Origin of the sequence: Marinobacter sp. GH_1 (assembly GCF_048595985.1) — a bacterium.
GTDB classification, from domain to species: Bacteria; Pseudomonadota; Gammaproteobacteria; order Pseudomonadales; family Oleiphilaceae; genus Marinobacter; species Marinobacter shengliensis.
In genome coordinates this window covers 868,633-882,947 of record NZ_CP184460.1, presented here as the reverse complement: position 1 = coordinate 882,947, position 14,315 = coordinate 868,633, and the positions used below count along the sequence as shown (strand labels likewise).

General features: G+C 56.6%; 16 protein-coding genes. 3 read left to right on the top strand and 13 right to left on the bottom strand.

Annotated features, from left to right (window positions below):
* Positions 1-21 precede the first annotated feature (21 nt).
* Positions 22-900: a 16S rRNA (cytidine(1402)-2'-O)-methyltransferase gene (gene rsmI / locus ACNSOI_RS04085; protein ID WP_061333006.1), complete on the bottom strand. Its 879-nt coding sequence runs from the start codon at positions 898-900 to the stop codon at positions 22-24.
* A 151-nt stretch (positions 901-1,051) separates the two neighbouring features.
* On the opposite strand from rsmI, the gene ACNSOI_RS04080 reads away from it, so the two are divergent.
* Genes ACNSOI_RS04080 through ACNSOI_RS04070 form a run of 3 tightly spaced genes read left to right on the top strand, consistent with a single transcriptional unit; the run spans position 1,052 to position 3,903 of the window.
* Entirely contained in the window at positions 1,052-2,926 is a 1,875-nt protein-coding gene (locus tag ACNSOI_RS04080) for a penicillin-binding protein activator (RefSeq protein ID WP_420195191.1), read from the top strand.
* A gap of 12 nt (positions 2,927-2,938) precedes the next feature.
* Positions 2,939-3,304 (top strand): YraN family protein, encoded by a 366-nt coding sequence (locus ACNSOI_RS04075; protein WP_152437361.1) that lies wholly within the window; start codon positions 2,939-2,941, stop codon positions 3,302-3,304.
* An 8-nt stretch (positions 3,305-3,312) separates the two neighbouring features.
* Entirely contained in the window at positions 3,313-3,903 is a 591-nt protein-coding gene (locus tag ACNSOI_RS04070) for a D-sedoheptulose-7-phosphate isomerase (protein ID WP_058091019.1), read from the top strand.
* 27 nt (positions 3,904-3,930) lie between these two features.
* On the opposite strand, the gene ACNSOI_RS04065 is transcribed toward ACNSOI_RS04070, so the two are convergent.
* From ACNSOI_RS04065 to ACNSOI_RS04010, 12 genes are all read right to left on the bottom strand, one after another.
* On the bottom strand, positions 3,931-4,341 hold the full coding sequence (locus tag ACNSOI_RS04065; RefSeq protein WP_228263750.1) for a ClpXP protease specificity-enhancing factor: 411 nt from the start codon (positions 4,339-4,341) through the stop codon (positions 3,931-3,933).
* Positions 4,342-4,398: 57 nt separating this feature from the next.
* Positions 4,399-5,028, bottom strand: a complete 630-nt coding sequence (locus ACNSOI_RS04060; protein WP_058092414.1) for a glutathione S-transferase N-terminal domain-containing protein — start codon at positions 5,026-5,028, stop codon at positions 4,399-4,401.
* Positions 5,029-5,133: 105 nt separating this feature from the next.
* Positions 5,134-5,889 carry a cytochrome c1 gene (locus ACNSOI_RS04055; RefSeq protein ID WP_072678072.1) on the bottom strand — a complete coding sequence of 252 codons (756 nt, stop codon included), beginning with the start codon at positions 5,887-5,889 and terminating at the stop codon, positions 5,134-5,136.
* A complete protein-coding gene (locus tag ACNSOI_RS04050) occupies positions 5,889-7,121 on the bottom strand; it encodes a cytochrome b (RefSeq protein WP_058092412.1) in 1,233 nt (410 codons plus the stop codon). Before ACNSOI_RS04050 ends, ACNSOI_RS04055 begins: the two co-directional genes overlap by 1 nt.
* Positions 7,121-7,714: a ubiquinol-cytochrome c reductase iron-sulfur subunit gene (gene petA, locus ACNSOI_RS04045; protein WP_058092411.1), complete on the bottom strand. Its 594-nt coding sequence runs from the start codon at positions 7,712-7,714 to the stop codon at positions 7,121-7,123. Before petA ends, ACNSOI_RS04050 begins: the two co-directional genes overlap by 1 nt.
* A gap of 237 nt (positions 7,715-7,951) precedes the next feature.
* Entirely contained in the window at positions 7,952-8,344 is a 393-nt protein-coding gene (gene rpsI / locus ACNSOI_RS04040) for a 30S ribosomal protein S9 (RefSeq protein ID WP_058092410.1), read from the bottom strand.
* 12 nt (positions 8,345-8,356) lie between these two features.
* The gene (rplM, locus tag ACNSOI_RS04035; RefSeq protein WP_022988664.1) at positions 8,357-8,785 is read right to left on the bottom strand and encodes a 50S ribosomal protein L13; all 429 of its coding nucleotides are present in this window, start codon (positions 8,783-8,785) and stop codon (positions 8,357-8,359) included.
* Positions 8,786-9,004: 219 nt separating this feature from the next.
* Positions 9,005-9,772: a TatD family hydrolase gene (locus tag ACNSOI_RS04030; protein WP_058092409.1), complete on the bottom strand. Its 768-nt coding sequence runs from the start codon at positions 9,770-9,772 to the stop codon at positions 9,005-9,007.
* A 19-nt stretch (positions 9,773-9,791) separates the two neighbouring features.
* Positions 9,792-11,372, bottom strand: coding sequence for a peptide chain release factor 3 (gene prfC, locus ACNSOI_RS04025; protein ID WP_058092408.1), 1,581 nt, complete (start codon positions 11,370-11,372; stop codon positions 9,792-9,794).
* A 61-nt stretch (positions 11,373-11,433) separates the two neighbouring features.
* Positions 11,434-11,913: a ribosomal protein S18-alanine N-acetyltransferase gene (rimI, locus tag ACNSOI_RS04020; RefSeq protein ID WP_420195190.1), complete on the bottom strand. Its 480-nt coding sequence runs from the start codon at positions 11,911-11,913 to the stop codon at positions 11,434-11,436.
* Positions 11,913-12,722: a hypothetical protein gene (locus tag ACNSOI_RS04015; protein ID WP_420195189.1), complete on the bottom strand. Its 810-nt coding sequence runs from the start codon at positions 12,720-12,722 to the stop codon at positions 11,913-11,915. Before ACNSOI_RS04015 ends, rimI begins: the two co-directional genes overlap by 1 nt.
* Positions 12,723-12,764: 42 nt before the next feature.
* Complete coding sequence (locus ACNSOI_RS04010) at positions 12,765-14,315, bottom strand: 2-isopropylmalate synthase (RefSeq protein ID WP_420195188.1); 1,551 nt, start codon at positions 14,313-14,315, stop codon at positions 12,765-12,767.

The following is a 14,315-nucleotide window of genomic DNA, read 5'->3' as shown; positions in this document are numbered from 1 at the left end:
CATCCGCCGCCATGCAAGGCCTTAATGATCTTTCAGCTCCAACGCGCGCTGGTAGAGCTCATTTTTACCCAGACCACTGACTTCCGCCGCAATCCGGGCCGCCTTCTTCACCGGCAACTCCTTGATCAACAACTCCAGCAGTTTATCGGTGTCCAGAACGGAGGCTTCTCCAGCGGGTGTCGGCGCCGCGCCACGGACCATCACCACAAACTCGCCCCTGGCTCCATGAGGATCACTCTCAAGCTGTTCAAGCACCTCATCCGCGCGACCACTGTAGAAGGTCTCAAAGGTCTTGGTCAGCTCTCGCCCCAACACACACTCCCGATCCGCCCCCAATACCTCAGCCAGGTCTTTCATAAATTCGATAATGCGATGTGGCGACTCATAGAACACCAAAGTCGCTGGCTCCCGCGCCAATTCCGTCAACGCAGCCTGCCGGCCCGAGCGCTTGGCTGGCAAAAAGCCTGCGAACAGAAACCGGTCGGTCGGCAACCCCGCCACAGACAAGGCGGCAACCAGCGCACACGGGCCAGGCACCGGCGACACCCGGTAACCCGCCGCGCGAACCTCGCGAACCAGCAAGTAACCCGGGTCCGAGATCAGCGGTGTGCCAGCATCAGATACCAACGCTACCTGCCGCCCCGCCGCCAGCGCATCCAGAATCCCTGCTACCCGAGCACGCTCATTGTGGTCATGCAGCGCCAACATTTGTTTGCTCAACCCAAGATGCTGGAGCAACCGTCCGGAGTGACGGGTATCCTCCGCAGCCACCAGGTCCACTTTTGCCAAGGTCTGACGCGCCCTGTCAGAGAGATCGTCCAGATTACCAATTGGCGTTGCAACCACATACAGAACACCATCCATCTCTTTCCGGACATTTTCCGAACCGGACATACACATACTCCCACCGATAGAAGACAGGAGCTGCGTCACTCCCGTGCAACCCGGCACCCATGACAGGCATGTCATGTGAAATGGGCCGGGAGCTGGTAAACTTGCCACCAATAAAGCGGCACCACAAGCCTAATGATCCGGAGACTCCGAGCCTGCTATGACTAAATACCGCAGCCATCGAACACTTTTTGCCCTGATCACCCTGGTCATCCTTCTGACTGGGGGTTGCGCCACCGTCAACCTGGACAGCCAGGTTGCAGACACACCAGAGCGTGCACTCGAGCTTGCTGCCAGCGAACGAAACCCCGTAACAGCACAGCGTTACCTGCTGCGGATGGCCAGCAACTTTCAAGACCAGGGCAACCACAGGGCAGCGCGCCGGATTCTCCGCAACCAGCAGCTGGACACTATCGACAGCCAGCTAACCGGCCAGAAATTACTTCTGTCCATGGCCAGCGCCGTTGAACTGCAAGACAGCGACTGGGCGAATGAACTGGTCGGCAATCTGTCACCAGACCACTTCCTCGGCTACCCGTCAGACATCATGGCAAAAGCCGCGCAGCTGCAGGCCGAGACATTCGCCTTCAATGATGACCAGCTGTCCGCCGCGCTCACGCTGATGCTGCTCAGCCAGACTGACACCCAAAGCGACCCACAGGACACCCACGACCAGATCTGGCAATACCTCAGGACAATCCCCGGGCAAGCGCTGAATGAAGCTTCAGAAACAGCCATCGGCTTCGAAGAACAGGGCTGGCTGGAGCTGGCCACCACCTTGCGCGCCCGCGATGTCGGCCTTGACGAACAGGGGCGTCTGATCAGGGCCTGGCAGAATAACTGGCCAGGGCACCCCGCGGCACAGATCCTGCCCACAGACCTTCGCCTGCTGTCGGAACTGGCCACCAGCCGGCCGGAACGCATCGTACTGGCACTTCCCCTGCAGGGCTCTCTGGCAAGTGCCGGGCGCGCAATCCGGGACGGCTTCCTCGCTGCCTATTTCAGTGATGACAGCGCGGACCGCAGCAAAACCGATATCCGCATCGTCGACACCTCCAGCAAACCTTTTACGGCGCTGTATGAAGAACTGGCTGGCCAGAACATTGACCTGATTGTTGGCCCCCTCGAGAAAGACGCACTTGCAGGCCTGAGTGCGAGAAACACACTTGCCGTTCCAGTGCTCGGGCTGAATTACCTGCCGGCGGACAGCCGTGTGCCCGACGGGCTTTACCAGTTCGGCCTATCAGCCGAAGATGAAGCCCGGCAGATTGCCGACCAGCTGGCAGCGCAGTCGCTCCGCCAGATCCTGGTGCTCATTCCCCGGGGCGAATGGGGTGATCGTGTGGAACAGGCATTGCTGCAACGCATGGCTACCCACAACGGTTCCGCGCTCGACATTGAACGGTTCTTCCCGGAGGACAACTTCCGGTCAGTTACCGCCGACCTGCTCGGGGTCACCACATCCCGGCAGCGGGCTATCCAGGTGGAAAGAACCATTGGCCAGAACGTAGAGTTCGAACCCCGTCGCCGACAGGATGCCGAGGCCATTGTACTGGTTGCGCAACCCAACGTGGCACGCCAGTTCAATCCGCTGTTTGCGTTTTACTTCTCTGGCGATCTGCCGGTATATGCGCCGTCCATTGTCTACGAGGGCACCCCCGACCCGGGGCGCGATCGCGACCTGAACCGGGTGACGTTTACCGACATCCCCTGGGTCCTGGCCGAGGACAACCCAATGCGCACTCAGGCCGAGCAGAATCTCAGCGGCACACGCGGCCAACTGGGCCGGCTGTTTGCCATGGGGGCCGACGCCTGGCAGTTGAGCAAACGGCTGCCGCTGCTGCGGCAGGTGGAAGGCGCCGCCATTGATGGTCAAACCGGCACCCTCACCATGTCCCCGGACGGCGCCATCCACCGCCATCAACTTTGGGCACAGTTCCAGAACGGGCGCCCGGTACTGGCCCCGGAACTCAACGAGGCTACTTCCCGGGAAGGCGCTCGTGAAACTGAGCAAGTTGATAGCCAGCGCCTGTAGAGGACATAAGCCATGGAAGGCAAACGCGCCATTGGAAATCATTACGAAGGGGTGGCCGCCCGCTATCTGGTGAAAAACGGTATTACCATTCTGGAGCAGAACGTCTACAACCGGGGCGGAGAACTTGACCTGATTGGCCGGGACGGCGATACCCTGGTGTTCTTCGAGGTTCGCTATCGCGGCGATGGCAGCCTGGTCGATCCAGCAGGCTCCATAACGTATGGCAAGCAGCGACGACTGCTCCGGGCTGCCTCTTATTACCTGCACAGGCATGGCTTGTGGAACATCGCCTCGAGAATTGACGTCGTCGCGATCATGCCGGGTACGGTGCGCAAATACCGGGTACAATGGATCAAAAACGCAATCCAGGCAGAATAACCGAACCAATGACCGACACCGCACAAAAGATTAACCAGTGGTTTGCCAACCACATGGAACAGACTGCCCAGGCCGCCAGCACCGCTGGGCCGGATATCGAGGACGTGGCAGATGCCTTTGTGAATACTCTGCTGCAGGACGGCAAACTTATCGCCTGCGCCAATGGCAACGCCAATATCCTGGCCCAGTATTTCTGCACGGCACTGCTGAATCGCTTTGAGCAGGACCGGCCGGCACTGCCCGCCATCAACCTCGGTGCGGATGCCACTACCTATTCGGCCATATGCAGGGATAACCGGTTCAACGACACCTTCTCCCGACAGGTTCGTGCCATCGGCAAACCCGGTGACCTTCTGTTTGTCATTGTCGATGACGGCCACAAGGCCAACCTCATCCAGGCGATCCAGGCCGCCCACGACCGGGAGATGCAGGTGGTCGTTCTGAGTGCCCGGGAAAAGTCAGACATCACCTCGCTAATGCACCCGGAAGACCATGAAATTGCACTGAATGATCTGGCACCCCATGAAGCCACCCCGTTGATGCTGCTGATCATCAACACCCTGTGCGACCTGGTTGACCACAAACTGTTTGGCGGATAACGAAAAAGCCGGCTTTCGCCGGCTTTTTTACTTCACCACTTTCAGGGTTGGTCGCCCACTCGGGCGCTCATCGGATCGCCTGTCAGCCGGCGCATCTCCATCCGCTCCGCCATCAGGGTCCGGTGAACCCGGCTCACTGCCGAACACCATCCCCTCACCATTTTCCTTGGCGTAGATAGCCATCACGGCCTGCAACGGGATAAACACCTGCATGGGCACCCCGCCAAAGCGGGCACTGAACTCAAGCGCGCCATTGCCGATCACCAGCCCCCGCACGGCGCCGGGACTGATATTCAAAACAATCTGACCGTTGGCGACGTGCTCTGTCGGCACCTGAACGCCCTGCACACCCGCATCGACGACGATGTAGGGAGTACAGTCGTTATCCAGAATCCACTCGTTCAGGGATCGCACCAGGTATGGACGGCTAGACGTCATAGTGACACTCATATCAGGCACTGCAACCACTCCTGCCCCGCCATGCGGGCTTGCCGATCAGCTTCGGATGTCTTCTTCCAGGTCTGAAAGGCTTGCCTTGAAACCTTCCCGGGCAAAGATGCTGTCCATGTATTTCTGAATAGGCTTGGCCTGCTTGTCACTCAGATCAATGCCCAGCGCCGGCAGGCGCCAGAGAATTGGCGCGATGCAGCAATCCACGATAGTGAACTCTTCTGACAGGAAGAACGGCATTTCCGCAAACAGAGGCGCTGTTGCCAGCAGACTCTCTTTCAGCTCTTTACGAGCCGCATCTGCCGCTTTGCCCGTCGGCTGCGCCAGAACCTGATCAACCAGGCCGCACCAGTCCTTCTGAATACGGTGAATCATCAGGCGACTGTTGGCCCGCGCGACCGGGTATACCGGCAACAGTGGCGGGTGCGGGAAACGCTCGTCCAGATACTCCATCATGATGTTGGGCTCGTACAGCACGAGATCCCGGTCCACCAGAGTAGGCAGGGCGTTATACGGATTCAGATCCGCCAGTTCTCCAGGCGGGTTGTCCGGATCCACGTCTACGATATCAACGGTTACGCCCTTTTCAGCCAGAACAATGCGAACACGGTGGCTGTAATGACTGGCCGGATCCGAGAAAAACGTCATTGATGACCGCTTGGTCACAACGCCCATATAGCTACCTCACGATTCTAAAAATCGAAACAATCCACAAACGCAAAATTCCAGCGGACCTTACCGACCCGCTGGAATTCAGGATCCAGGATTATACCCTAAATCTTAGTGCACGTCTTTCCAGTACTCGCGGTTAAGCAGGTACGCAAAGATGAAGAAGATCGCCACAAAGATCAGCACGAAAATCCCCAGACGCTCACGCTCAACCTTCACAGGATCACCCATGTAGGACATGAAGTTGGTCAAGTCCCACATGGCGCGGTCGAAGTCTGCTGCTGACATGCTGCCTTCAATCGCATACTCCGGGCACACATCGGCATTGTTGATGTTGCCACTGAGCGGCTCTACCGAAGCGCCAACGCCAATGCGCGGCTCCACAGCACACAGTCCCTGCATTTCTACCATCACATGCGGCATACCAACGTTGTCGAACACCACGTTGTTTACCCCCAGCGGACGGGAATCGTCCTTGTAGAAACCACGAAGGTAGGAATATACCCAGGACTCACCACGCACACGGGTAACCAGAGTCAGATCAGGTGGCGGAGCACCGAACCAGCCTGCGGCCATGTCCTTACCCATGGAAATCTTCATCAACTCACCGATTTTGGCACCGGTGAAGATCAGGTTCTCCTCGTAAAGCTCGGCCGGAATCTCCAGGTCGTCAGACACCCGCTTGTAACGAGCGTACTCCATGGAGTGACAGCCCATGCAATAGTTAGTGAACAGAGCCACGCCCCGCTGCAGTGATTCCTTGTTGGTGTGATCCGGCTTCATGGTGTCGAGAGGACCGCCGGGAGCAGCCGCCAGCCCGAGAGCCGGCAGGATTGCGATGAAAAGACCAAAAATCAGCTTTCTCATTATCCTGTCACCCTCTCTGGTACTGGCTTGGTTTTTTCCATGCGCGTATAGAACGGCATGAGAATGAAGTACAGGAAGTACAGCACTGTCAGAATCTGGGCGACGATGGTACGACCCTCGGTGGCCGGAACGATACCCAGATAGCCCAGGACGATAAAGCTGACGACAAAGATGGCCAGCGCAACCTTACTCATCCAGCCCTTGTAGCGGATAGACCGCACCGGGCTCTTGTCGAGCCATGGCAGCACGAACAGGATGGCAATTGCTGCACCCATCACAACCACACCCCAGAACTTGGCATCGAGACCAAAGAGATCAACGGTTACCGCACGAAGCATTGCGTAGAACGGAGTGAAGTACCATACCGGTGCGATGTGTGCCGGCGTCTTCAGACTGTTCGCAGGTTCGAAGTTCGGCTTCTCCAGGAACAGGCCGCCCATCTCCGGGAAGTAAAACACAACGATGAAGAAGATGAAGAAGAAGACCGCCACACCCAACAGGTCATGTACGGTGTAGTACGGGTGGAACGGAATGCCGTCTTTGGGAATACCGTTTTCGTCCTTGTTCTTCTTGATATCAATACCGTCAGGGTTGTTAGAACCCACTTCGTGCAGCGCCAGAATGTGCAGCACCACCAGACCGAGCAGTACGATCGGCAATGCAACCACGTGCAGGGCAAAGAAGCGGTTCAGGGTAATACCGGAAATCAGGTAGTCACCACGAATCCACAGAGACAGGTCTTCACCAATTACCGGAATTGCACCGAACAGGTTAACGATAACCTGAGCACCCCAGTAAGACATCTGACCCCAGGGCAGCAGGTAGCCCATGAATGCCTCTGCCATCAGCACCAGGTAGATCAGCATGCCGAAGATCCAGATCAGCTCACGCGGCTTCTGGTACGAGCCGTACATCAGACCACGGAACATGTGCAGATAGACCACCACAAAGAACGCTGACGCGCCGGTGGAGTGCAGATAACGAAGCAGCCAGCCCCACTCGACATCACGCATGATGTACTCAACGGAAGCAAACGCACCTTCCGCAGACGGATTATAGCTCATGGTCAGCCAGATTCCGGTGACCAGCTGGTTCACCAACACCAGCATGGCAAGCGAACCGAAGAAGTACCACATATTGAAGTTCTTCGGAGCGTAATACTTACCTACATGCTTGTTCCAAGCATCGACAACCGGCAGACGCTCGTCTACCCAATTAAGCAGTTTGTTCATTACGCTGCCTCCGGATCAAGACCAATGGTCATGGTCGCATCGTCATCAAACCGGTACGGCGGAACCTCAAGGTTCAGCGGAGCCGGCTGATTGGAGAACACACGACCGGACAAGTCGAATCGGGAGCCATGGCACGGACAGAAAAGACCACCCAACCATTCACTACCCAAGTCAGCCGGCGCCACTTCCGGGCGATAGCTTGGCACGCACCCCAAGTGCGTGCAGATACCCACCAGGACAATAAACTCCGGCTTGATGGACCGCTGTGCGCCGGTGATGTAAGCCGGTTGCTGAGGGTCTTCGGACTCAGGATCTTTCATTCGCGGAGACAGCTTTTCAATGTTCTCAAGCATCTCGTCGGTGCGCCGGATAATCCACACCGGCTTACCCCGCCATTCGACGGTAATCTGTTGTCCAGGTTCGATCTTGTCGACAGTTACGGTTACCGGAGCACCGGCCGCTTCCGCTTTCGCACTGGGATTCCAGGACGCCACGAAAGGGACCGCTGCACCGACGACGCCGACACCACCCACCACGGACGTTGCACCGATCAAAAACCGGCGTCGACCTTGGTTCACGTCGCCATTACTCATTATGGTTTTCTCCCATCAGGCGAGGCACAGACGCGGAAAAACCGGCACTGCGCTTCGAAAAGGACTTCACAACCCAAAAATATAAGCGCTGAAATGGTAATGAAATTACCCCTCGCTTACAAGCCGGAAAGGCTCAACTGAGAGCCTATCCCTGCGTCAGATCAAAAATCTGGCGACCTTCAAGGCATAAAAAAACCCGACCATAGGATCGGGTTTTTCCATCGGCAATGGCGCCGATTAACGCTTGGAGTACTGCGGACGCTTACGCGCCTTGCGCAGACCAACCTTCTTACGCTCAACCTTACGGGCGTCACGGGTTACGTAACCCGCTTTACGCAGCGCAGGGCGCAGAGTTTCGTCGTATTCCATCAGCGCACGAGTCAGACCATGGCGAATTGCGCCAGCCTGGCCACTGATACCACCGCCCTTTACGGTGATGGTGATGTCGAATCGATCAGCAGACTCAGCAACAACCAGCGGCTGACGAACGATCATGCGAAGAGTTTCACGACCGAAGAAATCTTCGATGGTGCGACCGTTAATGGAGATGTTACCGCTACCCGGCTTGATAAAGACGCGAGCCGTGGATGATTTGCGGCGACCAGTACCGTAATTTTGTGCTACAGACATATTCGCCTTCCGTTAGATGTCGAGTTCTTTGGGCTGCTGGGCGGCATGAGCATGCTCAGCGCCTGCGTACACTTTCAGCTTCTTGAACATGGCGCGACCAAGCGGACCCTTCGGAAGCATACCTTTTACGGCCTTCTGAATGATTTGCTCGGGAGCCTTGTCAACCAGCTTCTCGAAGTTGATGGATTTGATTCCACCCGGAAAGCCGGTATGGCTGTAATACATCTTTGCCGATGCCTTTTTGCCGGTAACCTTCACCTGGCTGGCATTGATAACAATGATGTAGTCGCCAGTGTCCACGTGAGGGGTATACTCAGGCTTATGCTTGCCCCGCAGACGAAGGGCGATTTCGGTTGACAGACGACCCAGCGTCTTGCCGGCTGCGTCTACAACGTACCAGTCACGTTTTACTGTTTCTGGTTTCGCACTCAGAGTCTTCATTGATTCCGCCTTGAACGCTATATAAGAAACGTTAAAAACCACCACCGGTAAATGCAAGGCATCCGGAGGAGGTTCATACCTGTATGTTGACGTCGCCACCATTCGGGGCTGAGATAGTGACATCGCCTTGAAAAGCCAGGGCGCGAAGTATACTCGAAGCAGTCAGGAAAACCAACCCTGCCTCACTGTGTTTCGTCAATCCCCTATTCTGCACTGGCATCAACACCAGCCGTACAACTGTCGAACGTTATCATACAAGGCTTCAGAGAGCGTTTCGGCCGACTCGGCCCTCAGCTCCGCCAACGCCTGCAGTACCCTCGGCAGGTAAATCGGTGAATTCTGTCCCTTGGCCACACCGGCCGGAGCCATGTCGGGCGCATCGGTCTCGATCACCAGGGCCTCGACCGGCAACCTGGCAATCGCATCGCGGGTTTTACGCGCCCGATCGTGGGTGATCACACCACCAACCCCGATATAACAGCCAAGATCCACCAGCTTTCTGGCTTGCTGGTAACTTCCGGAGAAGCCATGAACCAAGGCCCGGCCAGACCAACCGGAAGAGCGCAGCAACCCATGCACTTCATCATGGCTGCGCACCGAGTGAATGACCAACGGCAACTTCACCCTCGCGGCAATATCAACCTGCGCCTGGAACCAAGGCAATTGCGCGGCGAGTTCACCATGAAGAGCATCAAGGCCACATTCTCCCAGCGCTACGCAGCCCTCGGGGAGGTCGGCGAGCTGCGCCTCGAGGACAATCAGATCCTGCTCACTGTGCTCTCCAACAAACCAGGGATGAATTCCCAGGCAAATCCAGAGCCCCCTATCCGGTGAAGCCAGCGCCTGAACCCGCGCCCAGTCCGCCCGGCGAACACCCGGAATGACCAACGCCTCCACTCCCCGGCCTCTGGCCTCCGCCAACACCTGGTCACGAATCCCATCAAACTCGGGGAAATCGAAATGACAATGGGCATCAACCAGCTGCATGGAGTCCTCCGGTGGCCGATCAGTGTTCCCGGGTTTTATGGAACTGGATATCCGGATAACGTTCCTGAGCCAGATTCAGGTTGACCATGGTCGGTGCAATGTAGGCCAGCCGGTCACTGCCATCGAGGGCCAGGTTCTCCTGATTCTTGCGCTGGAACTCATCGAGTTTGCGCTCATCACTGCAGCTCACCCAGCGTGCAGTGGCAACATTGATCGGCTCGTAAACGGCCTCAACCTTGTATTCACTCTTGAGGCGACTAACCACCACATCGAACTGCAAGACGCCTACTGCACCAACAATCAGATCGTTGTTCTTCACCGGCCGAAACACCTGAACAGCACCCTCCTCAGAGAGCTGGATCAGGCCTTTCTGTAATTGCTTCGCCTTGAGCGGATCCTTCAGGCGGATACGGCGGAACAGCTCCGGCGCGAAGTTCGGAATGCCGGTGAACTTCATGTCATCGCCGGCGGTAAAGGTATCGCCCAACTGGATCGTACCGTGGTTGTGCAAACCGATAATATCGCCAGCGTATGCCTCCTCGGCATGTTCACGGTCACCCGCCATGAACGTCAGAGCGTCGGAGAACCTCACTTCTTTACCAATCCGCACATGGCGCGCCTTCATACCCTGATTGTAGCGACCTGACACGATACGCAGGAACGCGACCCGGTCACGATGCTGTGGGTCCATGTTTGCCTGGATCTTGAATACAAAACCGGAAAAAGCATCCTCCGCCGGCTCGACCTTGCGCACATCCGTTTCGCGCCCCTGGGGCGCAGGCGCCCAGTCAACCAGGCCGTCCAGCATATGGTCCACACCGAAATTACCGAGTGCTGTACCAAAGAACACCGGGGTTAGTTGCCCGGCAAGGAATGCCTCATGATCAAACTCATGAGACGCACCCTTAACCAATTCAATTTCGTCACGCAGGTCAGCGGCATAGCCGTCAATCGCTTCATCGAGCTCGGGGTTATTCAGGCCTTTGACAACCCGCTTTTCCTGAATGGTGTGGCCCTGGCCAGTCTGATAGAGGATCACTTCATCCCGATACAAGTGGTAGACACCCTTGAAACTCTTGCCCATGCCAATCGGCCAGGTGATGGGGGCGCAGGCAATTTTTAGAACATCTTCCACTTCATCCATTAACTCGATCGGGTCCCGGGTGTCGCGATCCAGTTTGTTCATGAAGGTGATGATTGGCGTATCACGCAGGCGGGTCACTTCCATCAGCTTGATGGTGCGTTCCTCAACGCCCTTGGCGCTGTCGATAACCATCAGGCACGAATCAACCGCCGTCAGGGTCCGATAGGTATCCTCAGAGAAGTCTTCGTGACCTGGGGTATCCAACAGGTTGACCAGCTTGCCACCATAAGGAAACTGCATCACTGAGGTGGTGACCGAGATACCCCGCTCTTTTTCCATCTCCATCCAGTCGGACTTTGCGTGCTGGCCGGACTTCTTGCCCTTGACCGTTCCGGCTTTCTGAAGCGCCTGACCGAAGAGCAGCACTTTCTCGGTAATGGTGGTTTTACCGGCATCCGGGTGCGAGATAATCGCAAAGGTGCGGCGCTTGGCCACTTCCTGGGATAGGTTAGACATAAACAACGGAAACCTGATTGGGTTGGGTGAAAAACGGGCTATTATACGGGGTAGCGTGGGGTCAGGTGAACCGATAGACCATTACGCGGGCATCTTCTCGGCCAGTGGCATCCGGGTAGTAGCCGGGCCTGCGGCCGATTTCCTCAAATCCCTCGCTGGCATACAACGCAGCCGCCGCTTCGTTGCTTTGCCGGACTTCCAGAATCATCTGTACCATTCCGTCCCGGATAGATTCAGCCACGGCGTAGCGCAACAAGTAACGGCCAGCTCCGTGACCCCGCAGGGCAGGATGCACGCAGACATTCAGCAGGTGAGCCTCATCAACCATATAGTTGACTACGGCATAACCTACCAACTCATCGCCTTGCATCAGCGCCCACAGTCGATATTGCGGCTTAAAACAGTCCTGGAATACAGACACCGGCCAGGGGTGAGAATACCCCAGGCGCTCCAGTTCCATCACTCGGGGGAGATCGGATTCCACGAGGCTGCGAACCCTCAGGTCCTGATTCTGAACCTGGCGAAGGATCTGTGTCGACATCAATCCTTCGCGCCCAGGGCGCGAATTTTTTGCCATAACTCTCGCTTCAGTACCGGGTTACCTGCCAGGGCTGCAAGCGAGGCATCAAATACCACTTCCGGCCTGCGACCCACAACGTCGGAAAGGATATTGGCCGCCGCACCAGCCTCGGGACCAAAACCAAGTGTTATGACAGACTTGTCAGAGACATGGGACAGCGATTGCTGCAGCAAGCCCGTCAGATCTGCATCACTGTTGAGCGATACCCTCACATTATTGAACAGCGGCCATTGAATGACCCCTGACTTGTCCGGGGCCTGCTCACCAAGACTGCGAAGAATATTGCGAGCCAGCGCTTCCTGCATGCTGAAACTGGCTTCCTCTGAGAGATTGGCAAGCAAAAGAACTCTATCTCCCACCCAGAACTGCAGACACAGCCGTGCGATATCTTTGATCGAAGCAACCCGTGGGCTGACATTGGGCTGATTTTCACCCAACAGTTCTGCGGCCGAGTCTGGCTCGACGGAATCCACAACTTGCGACTCAGCCTCGGCCAGCGGCGCTGCTTTATCTGGTTTACCAGCGCCGGTCTCCATCAGATTTTTGAGTTGCGCCAGACGGTCTTTATTGCCGGGATCAACGGCAGGGCGAGTGGGCACGGCACGCTTGGTTGCCGGCGCATCAACAACGACCGGGGCTGGCTCGACTTCGGTAACGCCGAAATCATACTCCGGGCTTGCCGCCGCGCCAGGCAGCGGTGCGCGGGCATACCACAGCTGAATGCCGGCGGCCCCAAGATAGAACTGCCTTTCCGCTTCTGTTCGGATCACATCATGCCTCTGACCGGGGACAAGTGCCACATAACGTCACTATCAGACATCGGCCACCTGGGGGTGCTGACGAATACCACCTCTGGCAATCAGGTTCAACGCCTCGATATAGGCCTTTGCTGATGCGATGATGATATCAGTATCAGAGCCAACGCCATTGACAATACGCCCGCCACGCTCAAGGCGCACGGTCACTTCGCCCTGGGCATCGGTGCCACTGGTTATATTATTCACGGAATACAGCTGGAGATTACAGCCTGAATCAACCAGCGACTCAATCGCCTTGAATGTTGCATCCACCGGACCACTACCCTCGGCCTCAACCGTGTGTTCCTTGCCATCCATGGTCAGGGTCAGATGAGCCTTGGGTACAACACCGGTTTCCGAGCAGACCTGCATGCAGACGAGACCATAACGCCCCTCCTCGTCTTTCTGACGCGTGTCGCTGGCTATGGCCTGGAGATCTTCATCAAAAATCTCGTGCTTCAGATCAGCCAGGGCCTTGAAACGGGTAAACGCTTCATTCAGCTCGGACTCGGTATCGAACTGAATGCCCAGTTCCAGTAACCGGGTACGGAAGGCGTTACGACCGGAATGCTTACCCAGAACCAGGCTGTTGGTATGCCAGCCCACGTCTTGCGCGCGCATAATCTCATAGGTTTCCCGGTGTTTGAGTACGCCATCCTGATGGATGCCGGACTCATGGGCAAAGGCATTGGCGCCCACAATGGCCTTGTTCGGCTGTACCGGAAAACCGGTAATGGTCGACACAAGCCGGGACGCCGGCACGATGTGCTGGGTATCGATTCGTGTATCAATACTGAAGAGATCCTGGCGGGTACGCACAGCCATCACGATTTCTTCCAGAGAAGCATTACCGGCACGCTCACCCAGACCGTTAATGGTGCACTCCACCTGGCGGGCACCACTGGTAACCGCAGCAAGAGAGTTAGCCACAGCCAGCCCCAGATCATTATGACAATGGACGGAAAAAATAGCTTTGTCAGCGTTGGGGATACGGTTCAATAGCTGTCGGATTGTTTCAGCGAACTGCTCGGGGATCGCATAACCGACAGTGTCTGGAATATTAATGGTTCGGGCGCCGGCATCAATCGCCGCTTCGATAATTCGGCACAGGAAATCCAGCTCCGAACGACCGGCGTCTTCACAGGAAAACTCCACGTCATCGGTATGGCTACGAGCGCGCTTTACCGCCCGGATCGCCTGCTCCACTACCTGATCCGGCTCCATCTGAAGTTTATGCTTCATATGGATCGGTGAGGTGGCAATAAAGGTATGGATACGGCCGCTGTCCGCTGGGCGGATGGCCTCCGCCGCACGATCAATATCTTTGTCCAGGGCACGAGCAAGACTACATACCGTGGAATCCTTGATGGTTTCTGCGATGGCCTTGACCGCTTCGAAGTCGCCCTGACTGGCAATTGCAAAGCCGGCCTCTATCACATCCACGCGCAATTTCTCGAGCACCTTGGCAATACGCAGCTTCTCGTTCTTGTTCATGGTGGCGCCAGGGCTCTGTTCGCCATCACGGAGAGTAGTGTCAAAAATGACCAGGTGATCAGTTGCGGCCAT

Coding starts and splice junctions, on each gene's coding strand:
- rimI (WP_420195190.1), bottom strand. CDS start 11,913: ATGTCGACACAGATCCTTCGCCAGGTTCAGAATCAGGACCTGAGGGTT.
- ACNSOI_RS04065 (WP_228263750.1), bottom strand. CDS start 4,341: ATGACGTCTAGCCGTCCATACCTGGTGCGATCCCTGAACGAGTGGATT.
- ACNSOI_RS04060 (WP_058092414.1), bottom strand. CDS start 5,028: ATGGGCGTTGTGACCAAGCGGTCATCAATGACGTTTTTCTCGGATCCG.
- ACNSOI_RS04030 (WP_058092409.1), bottom strand. CDS start 9,772: ATGCAGCTGGTTGATGCCCATTGTCATTTCGATTTCCCCGAGTTTGAT.
- rsmI (WP_061333006.1), bottom strand. CDS start 900: ATGTGTATGTCCGGTTCGGAAAATGTCCGGAAAGAGATGGATGGTGTT.
- rplM (WP_022988664.1), bottom strand. CDS start 8,785: ATGAAGACTCTGAGTGCGAAACCAGAAACAGTAAAACGTGACTGGTAC.
- prfC (WP_058092408.1), bottom strand. CDS start 11,372: ATGTCTAACCTATCCCAGGAAGTGGCCAAGCGCCGCACCTTTGCGATT.
- ACNSOI_RS04010 (WP_420195188.1), bottom strand. CDS start 14,315: ATGGCCGCAACTGATCACCTGGTCATTTTTGACACTACTCTCCGTGAT.
- ACNSOI_RS04075 (WP_152437361.1), top strand. CDS start 2,939: ATGGAAGGCAAACGCGCCATTGGAAATCATTACGAAGGGGTGGCCGCC.
- ACNSOI_RS04070 (WP_058091019.1), top strand. CDS start 3,313: ATGACCGACACCGCACAAAAGATTAACCAGTGGTTTGCCAACCACATG.
- ACNSOI_RS04050 (WP_058092412.1), bottom strand. CDS start 7,121: ATGAACAAACTGCTTAATTGGGTAGACGAGCGTCTGCCGGTTGTCGAT.
- ACNSOI_RS04080 (WP_420195191.1), top strand. CDS start 1,052: ATGACTAAATACCGCAGCCATCGAACACTTTTTGCCCTGATCACCCTG.
- ACNSOI_RS04055 (WP_072678072.1), bottom strand. CDS start 5,889: ATGAGAAAGCTGATTTTTGGTCTTTTCATCGCAATCCTGCCGGCTCTC.
- rpsI (WP_058092410.1), bottom strand. CDS start 8,344: ATGTCTGTAGCACAAAATTACGGTACTGGTCGCCGCAAATCATCCACG.
- petA (WP_058092411.1), bottom strand. CDS start 7,714: ATGAGTAATGGCGACGTGAACCAAGGTCGACGCCGGTTTTTGATCGGT.